Genomic DNA, 20,566 nt, shown 5'->3' on the forward strand with positions numbered 1-20,566 from the left:
AAGCCTTGTCAAAAAACTTTAAACTATTTAACCCCTTTTCCGTTGCTGTTGCGTTACTCCTATGAAACCAACGGAGAAACACAATGCAAACACTTTTAACACCGCAACTTTCAGCTCCCAGTATTAATATTCAAAAACTCATTGGCGCTATTACTATTGCTGCAGCTATCACCTTTAGCACCTTTGTACTCATGGATATGCTGATATCCAATGACGAAATAACCCGCGCCACCGCTACCCAGAGCACACCTATTAACTTAAACTATAACTTTGATGAAGAACCTTTACTCATCAAACCGAAAGTGCTACCCAAACCCAAAGTTAAACCCAAACCAGAGCCCATCCCTAGAGTAATAGAGTCAACACCACAACAAAATCTTAACCCAAGTTTGTATGTCAGTACTTTTGAAGGCCCCACTATCAACACAGGTATATCACCTAACTTAGGCATGGATGACGGTGTGGCTAGGCCTATTGTCAGAGTTGAACCTAAATACCCAGCAACGGCTGCCCGGGATGGTAAAGAAGGTTGGGTAAAACTCAGCTTTTCCATTAATACTCAAGGAGCAGTAAATAACATTAAAGTAGTTGATGCCGAACCCAAAAGAGTATTCGAGCAAGCTGCAAGACGGGCGTTGGCAAAGTGGAAATACAAGCCCAACATAGTACAAGGCACCCCACAACCACAAGATGGTATGGTAGTTATGTTAGACTTTAAATTAGGTAGTTAAATAGCCCTATCTAATATTGGCCGCCGCTTTGTATGGTGCGGCCATTTACAATACATTAAGGAGCGTCTATGAGCTTTGCGTTAACCTTAAAATCTTTGATAGTTGATAGGCATAGTAACGAGAGCGTTATGCTCCGTTATGCCGAGTCTGGCAACAAAGCCTTGTTAACTAAGCTGTATACAGCCTGTGGCGACGACTTGTACCATTTTGTACTAACACTCTCTGAACCTATTTTAGCCCAAGATATATGTCAAAAAACCTGGCTGAAGGTTATGGAAAAAAAACACCTTTTTCGAGATTCAGGGCAATTTAAAGCTTGGTTATTTACCTTAGCTCGTAACCTGCTGATTGATGAATTGAGACAAGGTAAACCCATGACTGGAGATATTAATTCAATACATGATAACTCGAAGGCCTTAGATACAAAGCACGAGCAATCAGATATACACGGTGTTTTTGAGCAGACACTATTGTCACTGTCTTTTGAACAGCGAGAAGCCTTCTGTTTGCAACAAGAAGGATTTAGCTTACAAGACATCGCGAATATTACCCATTGCGGAATTGAAACGGTCAAAAGCAGACTTAGATACGCCAAACAGCACCTTAGCAAACAACTTGAAAAATATGCAGAGACAGACCATGACTAAAGATAACGAACCGTCTGAAGAAGCACTTGCAAAGCTTTACAGTAAACGTAAAGCAGCACATCTCGCACCAGTGTCTATCAAACGTAAGCTTTTAGAGAAACAAACAAGCCACAAAACAACCACAGCAATTTTTAACCGAATAAGTTATGTGGCTGTGGCAGCAAGTACCCTACTATTAATTAGTATTATGATGTTTCGAAATGTGCAATTTAATAAACCACAATTAGCCTATCAAAGCGTTGAAATTCACACATTGAATAATGCCAAGGACTTGTCCTCAGAAGGTATTCGTAATCGCTATGCCCAGCATTATAAAGACTACCTAAATCAACGGAAAACTTATGCCCAGCACCATCAAAAACGCGCAGTGTTGAGCGTTACTGAGAATATCTGGCAACTAAAAACCTGTGATGATGAAGTGATGCAACTATCTGAGGAGCTTATATCGGCCTTAACCGACCTTCAGCAAATTGATATGCAGCTCAACTCAGGGGATGTCGTTGAAATTGCATTTGACCAAAGTGGTATTATTTTAGGAATTCAAAGAAGCTATACCCCACTAAGTTGTTAAATATTAATAGTAACCACTGAATTAGTTATATGATTCAATCAATTAAGTTATTTTAAGGCGAAGTTTTGATTTATCCACAGGTGTAAAAAAGGCTACAATAGAAATGAACATTTCATCTACGCCTCGTACTGGAGATATCATGGACAAAAAATTAGCATCGAAGGCTAGTGTTAGTAGTCGCAGCACTAGCCAAAAAGCCTTGCGCTTAAATCTGGACGAAAAGAAATATGGCACCATAGTAGAAATAGGTGCAGGGCAAGAAGTTGCCAGACAATTTTTCTTAGCAGGTGCTGCAGCCGGTACCATTGCAAAAACCATGTCAGCCTATGATATGAAATTTTCTGACGCCATTTATGGCGTACAAGAGAATAGACGATATGTAAGTAAAGCTCGTGTTCAAGCCATGATGGAGCAAGAGTTTGATTTAGTAATCGACAGGGTTGCCGACATCCGCTCTAAATCTTCTCGTTTCTTTGCTTATGCAGCAACGGTTGCGGCGAAAAGTTTCAATAGAAACAATGAGTGCCATGCTTGGTGTGGTGTTAGAGTGCAAATGTACCCAGGTGCTCAGCCTTCTAACATCATAGTTCATGTTAGAATGTTAGACGATAATGCAGAAGCCCAACAACAAGCTTTGGGCGTGATTGGTGTAAACTTAATTTATGCTGCCTATCACTACTTTGAAGATCCCAAAAAAATCATAGACTCTCTAACCGATGGAATGAAACCCAATAGAGTAGAAATTGACGCTATTGATTTCGAGGGCCCTTATTTTGAAGATTCAGATAATCGCGCTCAAAATATTCATCTGATCCGCAGTTGGAAAGCACGTGCTGTAATGTTCAAACCAGATGGCACAGTTACCGTACCGGCAGAAATGCTTTATAAGAAAAACGTCATGACTATTCGTGGTTCGTTTAGACCAGTAACCAAGCTTAATGTTGATATGATTGAGCAAGGCCAGCAATCATTTGCAAACCTACCAGGTGTGAATCCTGAAAACACTATAGCCATTGCTGAAATATCGTTAAATGATATTCACGGTAATGACGCAAAAGTGCCAGAGAAGGATATAGTTCAAAGAATACAGTTACTTAACTCTCTTGGTTATAACGTAATGATATCGGATTATACTCGGTACTTTTCACTCAGAGCTTACTTCAGGCAATTTACTAAACTACAAATTGGTATTGTTGTTGGAATGGTTAATCTCAAACAAATATTTAATGAAGATTTCTATCGTGGTGTTGAGGGTGGAATTTTGGAAGGGTTTGGTAAGTTATTTCCAGACAATACTCGTTTATTTGTTTACCCAGAAATGGACGAAGACGGTAATTTGAGTGAGTTTACCGACGTAAAAGTGCCAGAACACTTACGCTTTTTGTATCGTCATTTATTAGAGAATGGCTTTTTACATGGCATCGAATGTAGTGATTCTGAGCTATTTAATATTTATTCAAGAGAAATTTTAAAACAAATATCTGGTGGTCAAGAAGGCTGGCAAGAGAATCTACCCGAGGGTGTTGCTGAAGAAATTATCAGAAATAAGTTCTTTGGCTATAGGGGCTAATTGCCGCTCTATAAAAAGACTATTGAATAAAAAAGGAGCCTAGTGCTCCTTTTTTATTATTCTAAATACTTGGTAAGTGCTTGCTTACATGATTCAAAAGCTAACTCATCTAAGTTAAGCGTTTTCGGGTCTACCCAATAATAGTTACTTACCTCACTTTGCTGTAATACCAACCTTGGCTCCGAGTTTAGTATCAATTCAAAGAAGCAGTCTACCGTATGGTAAACCACGTTTTTATATAAATACTGGTTAGGAAATGAATATAAATAAGACATCTCAGAATCTGCTACAGATAGCTGTAATTCCTCAAATAACTCACGACATAGAGCTTGTTCATTAGACTCCCCATAATCAACAAAGCCACCGGGAATATCCAACTTACCTTTAGCAGGGTCTAACGCTCGCTCCAATAAGAGTATTTTATTGTTAAAGACAATAAAAGCCCCTGAGGCAGCAGCCACATTGTGAAAATACGTAAAGTCACAATGGCTACAACGGTAGGACTTTTCGCCATCCTTAGCTAGGCTAGCGCTACCACATTTCACACAATATAATGATTCAGTCACATTATTCATAATCTTTAAATAGGAGAGCCTGGGGGTAGAGGTTTAGCACTAAACTGTGATTTCCACTCCCCTAAATGCCAGTAATGCTCGAGTTGTCTGGCCATTACTGCATTGTCTGGGTTACGGTTATGATTTTTAAGCCATTTATGTAAGCCTGTTAATTCTGCCTCTATAGCGCCTCTTACCTCTGGCGCTAAATTATCTTGAGATAAGGCTTTTACAGTTTGATCAAGTACCAAGTAATTAATGCGTTTACTGAGTTGTACATGTTCCTCATTCGTTCCATTTTTTATGGTTTGTTTAAAGATAACTGTAAACAACTGCTTTATATCTGGTGTACCTTTTGCAAATTCATTTTGTGCTGCAACTCGATTTAAACGTTCAGCTTTTAGCAACAGAGCCAGACTATATGCGGCTGAAGATTCAGCGGCTGTAATAGGATCAAAGGTTAATCCGGTGCGGCCCTTAAAGCTTTCTCTGTTAGCCCTGTCACCGTATGCTTTAGGTGTAATAAGTTGGCTGATATGTTCGGGAATACTCAAAAAATCAGTGCTTAAAGTAGTTAACATCGCCTTAATGGCCTCTTTTTGAGTATTAGACTCAACCACTTGAACCCCTTTTGCTTCAGTGTAATCCCCTTTAGTTTCGTATTCGTAATAGATACCACCAATAAGTTTTGCTACCGCGTCAACCTGATAACGATGTAGCAAATATATAGGCGCTAGAGTTTCTTCTAGTGAAGATAAGGTACTCCCTGATTCAAGGGTTCTTAAGCCAAAGTTATCAAGAGCAATTTCTCTAACCTTGGTTAACTTATAAAGCTCATCAATAGATGAACTTCCCCCATCCCACAAATGTCCATCAGCACTGGCTGCATGGGAGGGCCGAGCATCTGGATCAGACTGATATTTAAAGCCTTTATCACGGGCACCAGCGACTAAAGCTTTAAGACCTTGCCGCTCATCAGTCTGGTTAGCAAATTGTTGGTAACCATAAGCAATAACGTACTTATCCCATTCACCTATGTTTACATCATAAGCATCTTCTAAATCCACTTTTCCTTTTTTAATAGTCACATAGGGGTGCGGATAATCCATCACAGACGCGCGGCCATATTCACTTGCGGCAAAGTTGTGGGCTATTCCTAAAGTGTGACCAACCTCATGGGCTGATAACTGACGAATACGGGCTAGTGCCATGGCTTTTTGTTTACTGGTATCAGCATCAATATCTGATTTTCCGTCTTCACTAAAGGGGCTAGTTAACCCAATGGCGATTAAGTAATCTTGCCTTACTCGCAATGAACCTAAAGTAACATGACCTTTGATGATTTCACCTGTACGGGGGTCAATTACAGATGAGCCATAAGACCAGCCTCTAGTAGCTCTATGCACCCACTGAATGACGTTATAGCGCACATCCATGGGGTCAGCTCCCTCTGGTAGGACTTTCACTTGAAAAGCATTTTTGTAACCTATTGCGGCAAAAGCTTGATCCCACCAAAGCGCCCCATCTTTTAAGGCACTCATCACAGGCTCTGGAATACCTGGGTCAAGATAATAAACAATAGGCTCAATAGGCACACTTACATCAGCACTTGGATTTTGTTTAGATAATCTGTGCCTAGGAATGAACTTCTGGGACATACTCTTTTCAATTGGCACTGAGTAATCTTGGTACTCCATTGACCAAAACCCGGAAAAAGGCACAAACCTGCGGGCTTGATATTGGTCATCTGGCAATTCAATTAAAGAGTGGTGTAAATGCACTGAAATACTTAAAGGAGCTGGTGTAACTTGTCGAACATACTCACCAGGTTTACTGCCACCAAAAGTAACAAGGGCCTCTAACTCAGTATTCTTAGGAAAGGCTTTACTCTTTTTTAAATAAACTCCACTACGGCTAACATCCGGCTTATAGCTACCTTGCTTTCTAGCTGACAAACGTTGAGATATTTGATGAATATCAGATAACAAAAACGCCGTGTAATCAATCAATACCGTGTCGTTAGATGATGCAACTACTTTAAAACCTGCAATTACTGAATCTGCAAAGGCTTCATCTATACTAGCCTTCTCAGCCTTATTAGTTGAGCTCGCTCGATACTCGGTGTTCAACTGTTTTAAGAACACTTTATTGCCGTAGCGTTCAAATTTAACTAGCCGAGTCTCACCCAACTGGCCACGATCTAGCCCTATATCGTTGGAGCCTATTCCTTGAGGCAAACTACTTTGAAATAAGAAGTCTTTGTCAAGCTTGTCTACTTCTAGATAAATTTTGTCGGTTTTATCATCATAATAAAAATCAAAATAACCGGCTTGATGCTGCATTTCACCGGTAAAGTCGGCTATATCTTCAAATCCGTGTGCTGCTAATGAGTACAAAGACACTGACAATAAAAGTAAACAAATAGACACAATACGCATATTAATCATCTCTTAAAATAACCAAAAGCCATTAACTTAATAATGGCAAATTCACATAAAAAAGTAAGGGGAATATTAAAGATCCATTGATACATTTAAAATTGTACATATCAATGGATGTAAGAACTTAAAACTCTGTTTAATCTTGGTCGTACAGCAGAAACCTGAAACCCAAAATTGAACGTTATTCTATGATTTCAATTTCTCGAATAAATGGATACTCAACCGGTAAGTTAGCGCCAAAGTCTCGCACCCATATTCTTAATGAATACTTACCAGGAGGCTGCATAATGCCGTTACCAGACTCGCCATTCCAGTCATAAGAGACTTCTTGAGCCCCTGCTACACCATCAATACCCCCGCCTAATTGGGTTCGTACTAATTCATTAATAGTCGTAAATCCTGACTCATCAAATATATAGATGGTAACAACAGCACTTTCGGTAATGTAAAATGAAATATTACCAGGCGTACCATCCGTTAAATAAACCGGAGTAATAGTTAGATTTTCAACCACAACCGGGGTTAAATCTATAACGATATCAGTACTTGCTTCATCCGTTTGTCCTTTGTCATTAACGATAGAGGCAGTAATAGTATATATTTCTTCAGGCATTGGCTCTCCATTTTCCTGAAGGCCATCCCATTCTAAATAACCAGAAGGACCAGTACCCGAAGCACTTGTTAATACGGTTCCTTCTTGATCTTTAACTTCCATATTCCAATCTAATGTTTGATTAAACGTAGCATTAATAATGGCAGTATCGGTTCGACCATCAAAATTGGGTGAAAATGCCTCCCTGTCAGAAATTAAAGATTCTATTCTAGGATCTCGGTCGGCAGAATCTGCATCATTGATTAATATGCTTCCAAAGCGACTTACCGCGTTTACACCGTCCCCATTTTCAGCAGATATAGAATAAGTATAGGTATCTGGCTCAACTATATTACCCTCGGTATCAGAGCCATCCCATATTAGGTTCACACTGTTTGCAATAGCACTCGAATTTTGAAGCACTTTACCTACATCATTTGTTATAAGTACCTGCCAATACATTAAATCAGATAAAGCAGCACTAATAACAATAGGTGCTTCCGAGTTAGGGTCGTAAAAATCAGGGATATCAGATAGATCACTAATGACTGGAAGATCAATTGCGCCATAGGACATTAAAATATCAAATGAGTCAAAGCGGTTGTCATCCCAAGCTACGGCAACATTATTGTTACTATCAACATCCATACTCACCACTAATGAACCATTGTCACTAGGTGAGATAACCAGCGATTCAGAAAAAGTTAAACCGCCATCATCTGAAAAGCTAAATTCTGTTTCATAATTCCCCGTAGTCGTATCAGACCAAGATATAAAAATATCCCCCGTTGGTCCTACCTTTAAAGAGCCATAGATAGACGTACCACTATTATCAGAAATGTTCACTTTTTCATTAAATGTGGCACCACCATCATTTGATGCTAAAAAGAATAACTCAGGGTTTCCGCCAGCCTCTAACTCTTCATCCCATGATATGTAGACATTTTCCCCAAACACCTCTATATCAGCACGTTGCATGGAAAACTCAGAGGTATTCAAAGTACTAATTGATCCAAAACTCTCAGCAAGATCATTAGATTGGGTAAATTGAAGCTTATCTTTTTCAGTCCAAACTAATTTAACATCGCCACTACCATTGGCGAACAATGACGGCTCTACAATCACAGATATAGGAAAAGTTACTTGTTCATCGAGTGGAGAAAATGTATTACCACCATCCAATGAGCGAATAACTGACACTTCACTATTAGAAGACCAAGCAACAAAGATATTACCTTCTTCATCAATGGCAATAGTCGGCTCTACACTTGATTCTTCGGAATTAGAAATATTCTTTTCTGGGTTGATCTCAGTTGGGTCATTAGAAGGCACAATTTCAAATGTTTCTAACTCTTCATTGAAGGTTAAGGATAAGTGATAAATATCCGAGAAATTTGACTTAGTATCTTGCCATATAACATGTACATCACCATCTGGCGCTATTGCTATCTGTGGCCTTTGTGCAAGACCAATAATATTTGACTCGGTATTCGATAGCTTAACAGGCTCACTGGCTTCAAGGCCTTGCACCTTCACTGCACTATAATAAACCTCCAAGGCACCTTCAATACCAGTGTTGTCATCCCAAACCACATGTATATAACCTCGTTCATCAAATGCAATACTTGGTCTAAAGGTTAATCCAGGGTTGTCTGAAAGGTTTAAGGGTTCAAAAAAACCAAACTTATTAGCACCTTCCCCCACATCACAAAGGTCCCCTATACCGTTTTCATTTTCATCTGCTTGATCAACATTTGGAATAATGGTGCAATTATCTTGATTATCGGCTATTGAATCGCCATCTTGGTCACAGGCGTCACCTACATTGTCATTATTAGAATCTAATTGATCTTCATTGGCGACAAGAGGGCAATTATCGACACTAAAACCAATACCATCATCATCTAAGTCGCAGGCGTCACCGATACCATCTTGGTTACTATCGATCTGATCTGCATTTGGAATTAATGGGCAGTTATCAATATCAATACTGATGCCGTCATCATCAAAATCACAGGCATCACCTACGCCATCGCCATTACTATCAAGTTGATCTGCATTGGTTAAAAGTGGGCAGTTATCTTCGGTACTTGAGATACCATCATTATCAGTATCACATACATCCCCAACGCCATCACCGTTAGTGTCGAGTTGATCTGTATTAGCAATAGCCGGGCAATTATCTGAATCGATACTGATGCCATCGCTATCGGCATCACAGGCGTCTCCTACCCCATCCCCATTGCTATCAAGTTGGTCCTCGTTTTCAAGTAATGGGCAGTTATCCAATAAACTCTCAATGCCGTCATTATCTGTATCACAGGCATCTCCTAAGCCATCACTATTTGAGTCTAATTGGTCACTATTAACAACTAGAGGGCAGTTATCAAACTCGTCGTCTACAAGATCATTATCATTATCTAGATCACATTGATTAATAATACCATCACTGTCCATGTCACCAGCATTGGGATTGACTGTGGCTGAGCACCTATTTTCTTCAGTATCTAGGTAAGAATTTCCTTCTCCACAGGCAAATAAAAGAAAAGTGAGGAATACCAGAGCAAATAAAGATTTTAAAGAATTAACAAGGTAAAGCTTTAACCTCAAATAAAATCTAATGTTAGGTAAATCAATAAAACTTAGCGTTCCCATATATACAACCTACTATCATAACTTTCTTCTAACACTCGCATATTTTGATTAATGTAATCTAAAGTTTCTTCATCAATTATACGAGTGAGCCCATTAACAGGCGCGGCAACAAAGAAGACTCTATCGTTGTGCTGCAGTACATCTTGTAATTCCTGTTTACTTCGTAACACTGGGTTACCTACAAATTTGTCTACATAATAGGGAGATTTTTTAACGGTATCGTAAACTACCTTCCTATCTGTAATAGTTTGCACAAAGTAGTCACCCTTTTCTTCAATGTAATGTTCGGTAACCAAAGGAATAGAGGTCAACACTAGGTCGCCTTCACGCTTATATTTGCGCAGTGCACTAGATACCTCTCGCCCATCCATACCCGATAAATTTTCTCTATAGTCCACTCTTAGGCCATCAATACTACCTGCCATTAAGCGATACATATGTAACACACCAGAACTAGTGGGTATAAACAATACAAAGGCCATTAACATGCCAACCACAGCGCCTTGTATACGCCACGAGGTTAATCCCTTAGCCGAAGTATAGGCTTGAATTAACATCAATAATTTCACAAAAATAGCCGCCACAGCGATTAAGAATGCGGGTAATACAAAATAGAAATAATGAGCGTTGTAATAACCCAATAAGTTAGTCAAAGATAGGTAGGCCATCAACACAAACAGCACCACAAAGCTTAATTTTTTGTCGTAAAAAATAAGAATAAAGCCAATAATAAAAAACAAACTAAGGGCAAAATGTGATTCAGTAAAAAAGAAGTTTTGTAAATAATACCAAGGTTCGTATGAAGAATCCGTGAAGGTAAGCTTTGGAGTCGCTAAGTCACTTTTACCAAAACCAACCATAACAAAAGGTGACTGAAGTAACATACGCCTAATGCCTTGGAATGCAATGACGAATAGAATTAGCAGGGCTGCAATCCAAAGATTCATCTGCATAAACCACTGCCACTGACGCCAGCGAATAATAATAGCAACAATAGCCATTATTGGCAGAACTAAGCCAGCACCTTCCCAACTTAAATAACTGAGAGCAAACATACATGCGGAAAGAACCGCGAGCTTTATTGATATTTGATCACTCTTTAATAAGCGGTAAAACACAATAAGCGCAATTAGGTTAAAAAACTGAGTTTGTGCCGGATGAAAACAATTCTGTCCCCAATAAATAGCCCAAGGAGAAACAGCAAATAGTAAACCTGCAATTAAGCCAGACAAACGCCCAAACCACATAGAACCACAGTATATTATAGCGCCGCAAGTCAAAGTACTAAACATTAACGCAGGGAAACGCAGTGCAAAGTCACCATAACCAAACACCTTTATTGAAGCGGCAAGAAAATAAGGAACTAGCTCATAAGTAGCGAGCTCTACTTCCATACCTCCCACCATCAAATAGGGATACCCTCTTTCAATCACACCTCTAGCAAAGCCTGCGATTGTAGCTTCATCAACTGTTAATGCTCTTAAATCTAACCCTTCAAATCGCATCACAAAAGTTAATACGATAGCGGAGGTAACCAACAACCAATAAATAAGAGGATTTAAATTTAAAGACTGTGTAACTGCAGTAGTTAGTGTAACTGAGTGGTTTTGCCCCTTAACTCTCCATTGATCCGTCATTGAAATTGACACAAGCAAAGCCCAAATAACTAACACCAGATCAAATGCACCATCAGAAAATATCTGCCGGGCATCAAAGCGGACGTCTTGTGCCATAAACCAAGCACATAACAGACATAACAAGGCAACTAAATTGGCTAGAACTGTGGCGTCTAATTGCTCTTTTATCGAAAGCCCAAGAGCTTTAAAAATCAAAGAAAGAAACAAAGCTACAGCGACAAACTTCAATACAAATAACCATGGGGCTTTTTGAATTAGTTTTGGCGCCACAAATGATTCATCAACTACAAAGAAATAATCAGGGCTAAGGCTAGACCTAGCCACCTTAACATTACTTTTTAGGTCTGCTTTGTGTAACTCAGTAAACACATCTATAGTGCTGCCAGTAACTTCGCTAAACAACCAGCTTTTATCTAAATAGATAGTATCTGTACCTTTGACTGAATCAATAATGATTCCACCAGCAACATGAACAGAATTTCCACTATTTAAAAAATCAATCCTCAGGAGATTACTTCCATCGGCTAACTTAGCTTGAATAGACTTCAAGTTTAATTTTCTGTCATTAACAGGGAAGATCCCCAAACTAATTCCATTTACAGATACTTCATAGGGAGAATCACTCGCAATGGCAAACCAAACTTGGGCATTCTCCGCAGCCTCATATTGGAACTCAGTTTGAGTAGACACTCTCCAACTTTGTGGACTGCTTACTAAGAGGGTTTCTGGTACTTCAATAGCCATTAATAAGTTTGGGTCAAAACCTATCATTGATACATCATCTGAACCTTGCCAATGTTTAGTCTTTAGCCACTCAGCGTCATCTAACCCATTTGAATACCAATAAAGGTTACTGGTCTGCTGCGGTAGTAAATGGCTTGCTTTATCTTTCTGTGTAGAAAAATAAGTAGATTTTCTACCCATTTCATCTAAAGCTGTTAACTCATATCTTAAGCCAACGATGGCTGGATAGGTGCTACGTTTAACCTTAACCGCTATGATATTTTCCCCAACATTCAACAAGGTACTGACATCAAATATTCCCGTCGCTAACATCGATTTTTGTACTTTCTCATCCACTAGGAACCCATTAACGTACAAAGAAAATTCATCTGTAGTTGCGATTTGTAATTGTGCTCGGGTTGCTTTGCTATCTAACTCAAATGAAGCACGAAAATAACCTACTGGACTAGGTTCTTGGGTGGTTATCCATTGGCTATGCCCCCACGAAAGTGTAAACCTTGAGTTTGCTTCATCGGCAGATTTGATATAGCTAAAAGCGACTATGACCAGTCCGAATAAAACGAGGAACAATAGCTTCCAAAATATATTGCTTTTCATAATTTACATCCATTCATGTACCACTAAGCCCCTTAACTGCTCGATAATTCTTATCGCCATCTAATTTAATGGAATGTTGAAACGCATTTCTTGCTTCAGATGGATAGCCACTTGCGCTCAAACACTCACCCTTTGTGGTCCAAATATCAGCAGACATAGAACGATTATGAATTTTCCCTAAGATTTGGTCAGACAAAATATTACAAGATTCATACTGTTTGGTTGCATTGTAGATACTAAGCAAGGCTATTTGGGCTACCAAAGAATTCGTCAATCTTGACGCCATCAAAAAATGCTGTTCTGCTTGTGCCCATTCTTGATGCCATAAATATAACAGCCCAACTCGATTATACGCATTTGAAACCAAACGCTTTTCAATACGCTCTATTGCTAATTTCTGAGGTAAACCTAAATCATTAGATTCTGTATTAGTTGCCGATTTGCCTGTAAAGTTTTTAATATAAGAGTTAAGCGCAAAAACCGATGAAAACTCACCAGCGACAAACTCCTGATTAATTCTATATGCATAGGCATTCCTGTCTTCAGGCCCGTAGGTAGTAAAATAAGCATAAGATGTTAACAAAGGAAAACCATTAGAGTAATTCAGCACAGGATCAAGTAAGGCAGCTTCATTAAGTTGTGTCATCGCTTCCGCCTTAGTACCTTGAGTAAAGTCCCGCACGCCTTGATTGACTTTTAAATAAGCTAATGAAACATCACCGATACCACTTCCCACAAAAAACAGCACTAATACAGTGGCACTTATTAGAGATGAATAAATGACTTTATTTGAGCGTACAACAGCAAACAAAAACAACAAAAAAGAACAGATAAGTGCAAGTTTAGCTCCCCATCCTAAGACCCCAAAAGTCACTCCAATACGATCAATAAACTTAAAAGCATCAAAGGCTAAGGCCGTTTCAACTGAGCGACCGGCGTTAGGTGTCTCATTTAAAGCAAGAACATGTTGGATATCTCTAAAGGCTTTACTTTCCTGGGTGTATTGAGCAATATTTTCGCCATTAAAAAAGCTATAGTGCAAGGCGAGGTACAAGATAAAACACAAAACTCCCAAGGAAACCAACACTCGCACTTGGCTATATTTGGCCACAGTCGTAACACAGTACAAACCTAATAGAGCTAATAATAACCATTTAGTTTGGCTATAAATATCACTGGCATTAAGTTCCTTTAAGCTCAATTCTCCTGATAAAGGAAAACTAATCCATGTCCCAGTTAATCCCATAAAAATCAGCAAACAAGCCACAATTAACATTGGGAAATTTTCTAGAAATTGACCTGGTAGAAAAATTATTTTTTGATTAAAAAATCTCACTTAATTTAGCCCCGACTCTGTACTTTTTTGTTGTTTATCTTTCTGTACTTGTTTAGCCAAAATTGAACCGACAACTTGCTTTACCTGTGCAAGGGTTAATACCCTTAATACAAATAACCCAAGGATATAAAATGCCACATATAAGATTGATACTAATATTTGGCTCTTTATTCCTTCTTCTAAAATAAAACTACAAAGCCAAACATCCATTACAGCAAGAAGAATTGGCCTCCAAGTATGTTTAACCCATGCATATTGAATATTGACCTGTTTAAGAAAAAATACACATAAAGCAAAATAACTTAACTCGCCTGCTATGGTTCCCCACGCAGCCCCTAATTCTCCCCAAAACGGAATTAAGGTAAAATCTACAATCGCATTAATACCTAAGCAAGCGGCTGCTGAATATAAATAAAAACGTTGTTTATTAAGTGAAATAAACAAATAGCTGAGCAGCATATTTACAAACAAACCAACAATGCTAAATGCTAGAACTTTTAGCACAGGACCAGCGTTACTATATTCATCACCGTAAAACATCATCACTAGGTTTTCAGCTGAGAGAATTAGCAAACCAGAAATGGGAATTGATACAATCAAAAAACCTGTGAGTGAGTTAGCAAAGAACGTATTTAATTGCTTTAGGTCTGTACTGGCTAACCTAGACAAAGCAGGAAATAAAGGTAGGCAAATAGCAAATGGGATCATATCCACTACTTGCACAACTTTATACGCGGCACTAAATACCCCTACAGCACTTGGTAGCGCAATAAAAGTTAGTATTAAGATGTCCACCTGCAGAGTAAGCCTTCTAATAACCATTGATGCGCCAATTGGCACAGCATCACGTAGAAGTTGAATACAAAACTTAACATCTCGCCCAAAACTAAAGGTTATAAAATGACGAGTAACCACTACAAAAAAGAATAGATATTGACACAGGTTTGCAATTAAGTAGGCAATAGCGATACCTAATAATTGAGACTCAACAGGCGAAAATGAAGAGGTGAAAAATAGAATAAAGCCCAGCAAAATAACTTTATGAACCACAAAGCTAAAGGCATTGTAACCCATTCTCTCGTAGGCTCTACAAACTGAAGAATAAACCACAGAGTGATACGTAGCCAACACAGCTAAACCCATCAAACAAGCTGCTAATATTTCATCCTGGCTTTCTAAAGTGACATAAGAAACCGTCACCACAACAGCCAAAATTAACAAAGACAAAATCCAAGCCAAAGACAAGACATTACTCATTATGTATTCTGACTTACTTTTATCTTTTGCTATTTCTCTAACGATTAAGTTGGTTAAACCAAAATCTGCAACCAACTGACAAACACTAGTGATGGCTAAGATGTATGAAAACACCCCAAAACTATCTACACCTAACAGGCGAGCCGATAATAAGACAATAACAAAGCTGAGGATCCCTCCAATACCTTCACTGGAAAATACCAGTAAGATATTTTGAACAACCCTTTTATTACTCATTTAATTTACCTACTTACCATCTGGCAGGCGGAATCTGTAAAAATAACAGACTGTATGTATTTCATCCAAGCTTGGTTATAGGCATTCAATAAGCTTATTTGAGAGTTTATTTTGTCATCTTCTGATTTAACAAGCTCATCTAGCCCTAACACTCCAGACTCCACCTGTTCGGTTTTACTTTGTAAGGCGTGTACCTTTTGCTCTAAATCAATACTAGCAACCGTAATATTACCTTTAGCACTTTCAAGATCACCGGCTATATTTGCGGCCTGTAACATTTTAACTTTCTTGAGATAGGTTAACTCGATACTCAAAGCTGTGATTGATTTTTGTAGAGCTTGTGACTCACCATAGTTACTGACTACCTCACCAAGTGGATACTCTAAAGTTAGTCCCACTTCTCCATAATCTTTCCTTAAACCATTATCAAAGTTATCAGCCGTACGAAGCTTTACATATAAATTAAGATTAGGTTTTAATTTACCTTTTTGTGCAGTTAGTTTTTGATTTTCTAACTCAAGCTTTGCTGTTAATAAACTTACATCAGGGTGACTTTGGACAAGTTTATTAATATCACCAAGGGCTAATTCACGGTCAACTATAGACGCTAACTCACTCAAGCTACGCTCATTTTTACTACTTAAAACGTCTAGGCTTTTAGTGGTCATTAATTGTAAAAAATTCAAATTTACGTCGAGTTGTCTGGATGCTTGAACCAAGCGTTCTTGTAAACTGGCATAGGCTGATTTTGCTGTAAAATAGTCATCCTTAGTATTAACACCCGCGGCAACTTTAGCTTCAAAACTCTCAAGTTGTGCCTTACGTTTCTCGACTAGAGGGCGAAGTACCTCAAGTTGCGCACTATAGACCAAAACATTAAAATAATACTGACCTATCAATTCAATCGCCTCTCTGCGAGCGCTAGACAATTGAGATTGTGCAATTTCGTATCCTGAAAAAGCTTCTGAGTGGGTTAACCCATTTTGACCTACCCACTTTCCTTCATTATATAAACCCCAGCTAAAGTCCACTTTACCTTGCCAGGCTTTGCCTTTTTGGTAGAAGTTAGGTTCTGCTGGGTCCTGCACTTCACCGTCTTGAACAGCAAAGAAACTAGTGGGTTGTCCTTTAGCAGAATAGACATCAACTCCAAGTGTGACGTCTGGCATCCAAGCATCATATTCACTGATATTTAACCTATCTTTTGCCACACTCACTTGCATTTTTGCTGCAGCAGCTATGTTCGGATCTACACATACATGTGCCATCAAGTTTTCGAAATTCCCCACAGCTAATGACTGTGAGGCTACCGAAAAGGAGTGTGTTAGACAAAGCAATGCAAGTAGTTTAAGTTTCATCTTTACTCTCCACTGTATCTCCATCTATCAAAGCCTGTTGGCCCACAACCACAACATTATCACCGGCTTCTAAGCCTGACTTGATACCAACAAAACCTTGTTCATACCCCACAATGCTTACTTCCTTTAAACGGGCTACATTATTGTTATCAACTACAAACACAAATGCATTTCTACCATTACTTCCAAGTAAAGAAATAGCAGGGATACGCAAGCCTTGTGTTTCTGAAGCATTTAGCTCTATATTGGCAATTCCGCCCATACCAGGCCTCAGTTTAAGGAGTGGATTATCAAGTTTGGCATAAACTGATACTGTGTCACTTACTTGGTCTACTTCGTAACCCAAACGTAAAATTTCTGCGTTATAGGTTTTATCAGGAAAAGCATCTAAATTTAAGGTAACCATCTGCCCCAACGACAGATCGCTAAAATAACGTTGCGCCACTTTAGCTTCAACATAAATAGGGTTAGTTACACTGAGATTAACTAAAGAAGTACTCATCTGTACAAGGGTATTTTCAAAGGCTGAAACCGAAGTCACTACCCCGCCTACCGGTGCTTTAATTTCAACTTGTGAATATTCAAATTCAGCCGCGGTAAGATTGTATTGGCTATTAATAAGTTTAGAGTTTGCTAACTTTTCATTTAGTGTGGCTTTAGTTAACTCATCTTGACCCACTAAGTTTTTTTCAAATAAACCTTTAACTTTATCAAAATTTCGAACTGCATCGTCATATTCTTCTTTACTGATATCAGTCATCGATTTTTCTAATTCTACTTTCGCTTTTAGCAATTCAGAGTGAAAAGTAACAAGAGGATCGCCTTTTTTTACCAAGTCTCCTACCTGAACATGCACAGCTTTCACAAGAGAATTAGAAGTGGGAAAGATTTCTAACTCTTGATTTTCCACTAACATTGCCTGAGTCACTAAGCTAGCTGAAACGGGTTTATTTTCAACAGCCACAGTTTTTACCGGAATAGGCGAATTATTATCTCGAGCAAAGCTTGCACTGTTTGACTTAAGATGAGATGAAACAATATTAACCGCCCAGAACCCCATCACGATTAACGTAAGCAAAAGTAGTATTAACAAAAATCCAGATATTAACTTTTCAGATTTTTTACTTTTATTTCCCTTTGAATCAGACATATAACCCTCGTTGTTACTTCAAATATTTTTTGAGCAAATCTCGCCACATTATTATTATTTCTTCTCTTAAGCTTGCCGAATATGCGATTAATAACCCAGCAACACCACCAAAAATAAGAAACTCTCGTACCATCACCCATAAATTATGAAGTGACAAAAATTCTTCTAAAGATCCGTGATGTGGCCCTAAAAATAACGTAAATGGTGCGTGGATCCGCTCCCAAGAAAAAGGCCACATTATCATAGTGCCAAAACTTGGATGAACTCCAGGATTTGGCCCAGTAAACCAATCAACAACTACATGACTTAATATTCCAACAAAGCCAAAAATAAATGCGGTTTTGCACTTTATGCTCCCCGCCCCTATCATTTTTGCACCTAACCACATGGCGCCTCCCCACAGCACAGAGAAGCTTATAGAGTGCGTCATTTGCCCATGCAAAAAGTGATGGTGTTTCCCCAACATTGGACCAACAAGTAGATCTAAATCAGGAACATTAGCTAAAAATGCAATAAAAATGATACTGCCTACACTTATTTTTCCTATTAAATTAGGGCACACCAGCCTACCAATTAATAAGCAATCTACACCTGATAATGCATGCCCTAAAGTACTTGCCATAAAGCTAATTACCGCCCTGATATCTAGTGTTAAACTTACTCAATCTAGGTCGCAAACTTTCGTTTCGTAAATCAATATCCCAGACCTCAAAATAATTGACACCTAGGCTCTGAGCCTGTTCCATTGTCTTAATTAAGTCACCCTCAAAGAGTCTGCTTGGCTGTCTGGTTTGATTACCAATAATTTGCACAGTGCAAAAGCTTTTATCACAAGCATCAGACAAAATACCGTACATAGCAGTATTCCACCTTTGTTTTTTGCCACTCCACCAGGCCGAGAACAAGCCAAACCGTGAGCCATATTTATCAAAAGCAAAGTTAAATACATCAGTGGCTGGTTTTAATGAACCTAGTACTGGATGGATTTCTAAATCTAGGAAATGGTTTGGAAAAGCAGTCATGTAGGTATCAACAATTGACTTTAAACTGTCAATATACTGTGTTTCTTGATAACCCATATCTTTCCAAGGGCCGTTTTGAGGAGTTTCAGGTCTTCCAGCGATACGCTCTTCTGGTAAATGCATCTCAAAACCGTTTTTAGATGAGTGCGTTATATGTATCAAAGATATAGTGTTGTTAGCTTGGTACTTTTGACCAAGTTCAACAATTAATTGCCGCCAATATTTTAGATAAACCGAATCCCATGGTAAAGGTATCATCTCTTGTCTGTTACCTCGCTCAGAATGCCGATTCTTGAATTCATATTTAAAAGCTTTGGCCCCTTTTGTATACAACCATTGAGGAGCTCTTGGCCCATTAAGAATACTTAACGTAACCTTTTTATTTAATCTTTCAGCTTGAGCAATAAGAACATCAAGCTTAGTAAAATCATACTTTCCAGGACTAGGCTCTACTTCATTCCACCCCACTCGAATAAGGTTACCAGTGACATGTTCTAAAGATAAAACTTTGTCGCTTACAGTTGGACCTGACCCCACGAAAATACCAATTGGTTCTGCTGCTATTTGAGCACTTTTATTACTTACTCTATTTTCAGATATTGTATTCTTGGCTGTTCCACTACAAGACAGCAGCATAGTAAAGACAAAAATAAGTAAATACTTCATTACTCCCTCCTAGTGTAAATATCTATAAACCTCGTATAACAAACCGAATCGAATTTAGTTTGCTACTATTCCCAAACGGGTGTTAAAGCGAAATATTTATCAGGCTTATCACACATGGCTTGATAATCATCAGGTATTCCAATATCAATAAAATTGCCTCGTGCTTTGAGTGTATCCAGACCAGCATTTAGCAATTGTGGAATTATTTTATGCTCAAATGAAAATGACTCTCCTACTGGAATATTTTTAAAAACATCTGTTGAAAAATAATAAATTCCTGCATTAATCCAACCTTCTTGAGCTAGACCTTTTTTCTCATGGAAAGCCTTTACTTTGCCATTTTCAAAAAGTGAAACTTCACCGTAACGACTAATGTCAGGAACATTTGCCACAACCATAGTGGCAATGTCTGTCGGATTATTCGCAAGCATTGTTTCTAAGCAAAAATCACAATAACTGTCTCCATTAAACACTAAATAACTTTCATCAGGATACTGGTCATAACAATGTTTGATTGCGCCACCTGTACCAAGAGGTTGAGACTCAGTCACCAAAATGATTGACAAGTCTGGAAGGTTCTTTTCTTGTATCGCTACAAACTCTAGAAACTGCTCGGCTTTATAACCCACTGATAAAATGACTTCTCGCAGCCCCTGTGAATAAAGAGCGTTTAAAACATAAGCTAAGTATGGAATATCTTGAACTGGCGCTAGAGGCTTGGGCACATCATTCAAAACAGATCTCAATCTTGTTCCTAATCCACCTGCTAATATTAGTGTTTTCATAAGGGCTCCTGTGCCT

At 38.6% G+C, this 20,566-nt stretch carries 15 protein-coding genes; 4 read left to right on the top strand and 11 right to left on the bottom strand.

Annotated elements, in window-relative coordinates; genetic code table 11:
- The first annotated feature begins 83 nt into the window (after window positions 1-83).
- The 4 genes from EOK74_RS03520 (at window position 84) to EOK74_RS03535 (ending at window position 3,519) form a co-directional block, all read left to right on the top strand.
- Window positions 84-731, top strand: coding sequence for an energy transducer TonB (locus tag EOK74_RS03520; RefSeq protein ID WP_133468539.1), 648 nt, complete (start codon window positions 84-86; stop codon window positions 729-731).
- Window positions 732-799: 68 nt separating this feature from the next.
- On the top strand, window positions 800-1,378 hold the full coding sequence (locus tag EOK74_RS03525) for an RNA polymerase sigma factor (RefSeq protein ID WP_239023996.1): 579 nt from the start codon (window positions 800-802) through the stop codon (window positions 1,376-1,378).
- Entirely contained in the window at window positions 1,371-1,949 is a 579-nt protein-coding gene (locus tag EOK74_RS03530; RefSeq protein WP_133468540.1) for a hypothetical protein, read from the top strand. The genes EOK74_RS03525 and EOK74_RS03530 overlap by 8 nt, the downstream gene beginning before the upstream one ends.
- A 139-nt stretch (window positions 1,950-2,088) precedes the next feature.
- The gene (locus EOK74_RS03535; RefSeq protein ID WP_133468592.1) at window positions 2,089-3,519 is read left to right on the top strand and encodes a TonB-dependent receptor; all 1,431 of its coding nucleotides are present in this window, start codon (window positions 2,089-2,091) and stop codon (window positions 3,517-3,519) included.
- A 56-nt stretch (window positions 3,520-3,575) separates the two neighbouring features.
- Here the strand turns inward: EOK74_RS03535 and EOK74_RS03540 are convergent, their stop codons facing one another.
- From EOK74_RS03540 to EOK74_RS03590, 11 genes are all read right to left on the bottom strand, one after another.
- Window positions 3,576-4,094, bottom strand: coding sequence for an NUDIX hydrolase (locus tag EOK74_RS03540; protein WP_133468541.1), 519 nt, complete (start codon window positions 4,092-4,094; stop codon window positions 3,576-3,578).
- 5 nt (window positions 4,095-4,099) lie between these two features.
- Window positions 4,100-6,511, bottom strand: a complete 2,412-nt coding sequence (locus tag EOK74_RS03545; RefSeq protein WP_133468542.1) for a zinc-dependent metalloprotease — start codon at window positions 6,509-6,511, stop codon at window positions 4,100-4,102.
- Window positions 6,512-6,695: 184 nt separating this feature from the next.
- A complete protein-coding gene (locus EOK74_RS03550; RefSeq protein ID WP_133468543.1) occupies window positions 6,696-9,761 on the bottom strand; it encodes a thrombospondin type 3 repeat-containing protein in 3,066 nt (1,021 codons plus the stop codon).
- Entirely contained in the window at window positions 9,749-12,739 is a 2,991-nt protein-coding gene (locus tag EOK74_RS03555) for a glycosyltransferase family 39 protein (RefSeq protein WP_133468544.1), read from the bottom strand. The genes EOK74_RS03550 and EOK74_RS03555 overlap by 13 nt, the downstream gene beginning before the upstream one ends.
- 13 nt (window positions 12,740-12,752) lie before the next feature.
- Window positions 12,753-14,075, bottom strand: a complete 1,323-nt coding sequence (locus EOK74_RS03560) for a tetratricopeptide repeat protein (protein WP_133468545.1) — start codon at window positions 14,073-14,075, stop codon at window positions 12,753-12,755.
- The gene (locus tag EOK74_RS03565; protein ID WP_133468546.1) at window positions 14,076-15,569 is read right to left on the bottom strand and encodes a flippase; all 1,494 of its coding nucleotides are present in this window, start codon (window positions 15,567-15,569) and stop codon (window positions 14,076-14,078) included.
- Between the two features lie 5 nt (window positions 15,570-15,574).
- A complete protein-coding gene (locus EOK74_RS03570; protein WP_166638707.1) occupies window positions 15,575-16,927 on the bottom strand; it encodes a TolC family protein in 1,353 nt (450 codons plus the stop codon).
- Entirely contained in the window at window positions 16,917-18,077 is a 1,161-nt protein-coding gene (locus tag EOK74_RS03575) for an efflux RND transporter periplasmic adaptor subunit (RefSeq protein WP_133468548.1), read from the bottom strand. The genes EOK74_RS03570 and EOK74_RS03575 overlap by 11 nt, the downstream gene beginning before the upstream one ends.
- A 13-nt stretch (window positions 18,078-18,090) precedes the next feature.
- Window positions 18,091-18,699, bottom strand: coding sequence for a metal-dependent hydrolase (locus EOK74_RS03580; protein ID WP_133468549.1), 609 nt, complete (start codon window positions 18,697-18,699; stop codon window positions 18,091-18,093).
- A 4-nt stretch (window positions 18,700-18,703) separates the two neighbouring features.
- Window positions 18,704-19,765: a beta-galactosidase gene (locus EOK74_RS03585; protein ID WP_133468550.1), complete on the bottom strand. Its 1,062-nt coding sequence runs from the start codon at window positions 19,763-19,765 to the stop codon at window positions 18,704-18,706.
- A 65-nt stretch (window positions 19,766-19,830) separates the two neighbouring features.
- On the bottom strand, window positions 19,831-20,550 hold the full coding sequence (locus EOK74_RS03590; protein WP_133468551.1) for a sugar phosphate nucleotidyltransferase: 720 nt from the start codon (window positions 20,548-20,550) through the stop codon (window positions 19,831-19,833).
- Between the last annotated feature and the right edge of the window lie 16 nt (window positions 20,551-20,566).

The organism is Paraglaciecola marina (genome assembly GCF_004360155.1).
Classification (GTDB): domain Bacteria; phylum Pseudomonadota; class Gammaproteobacteria; order Enterobacterales; family Alteromonadaceae; genus Paraglaciecola; species Paraglaciecola marina.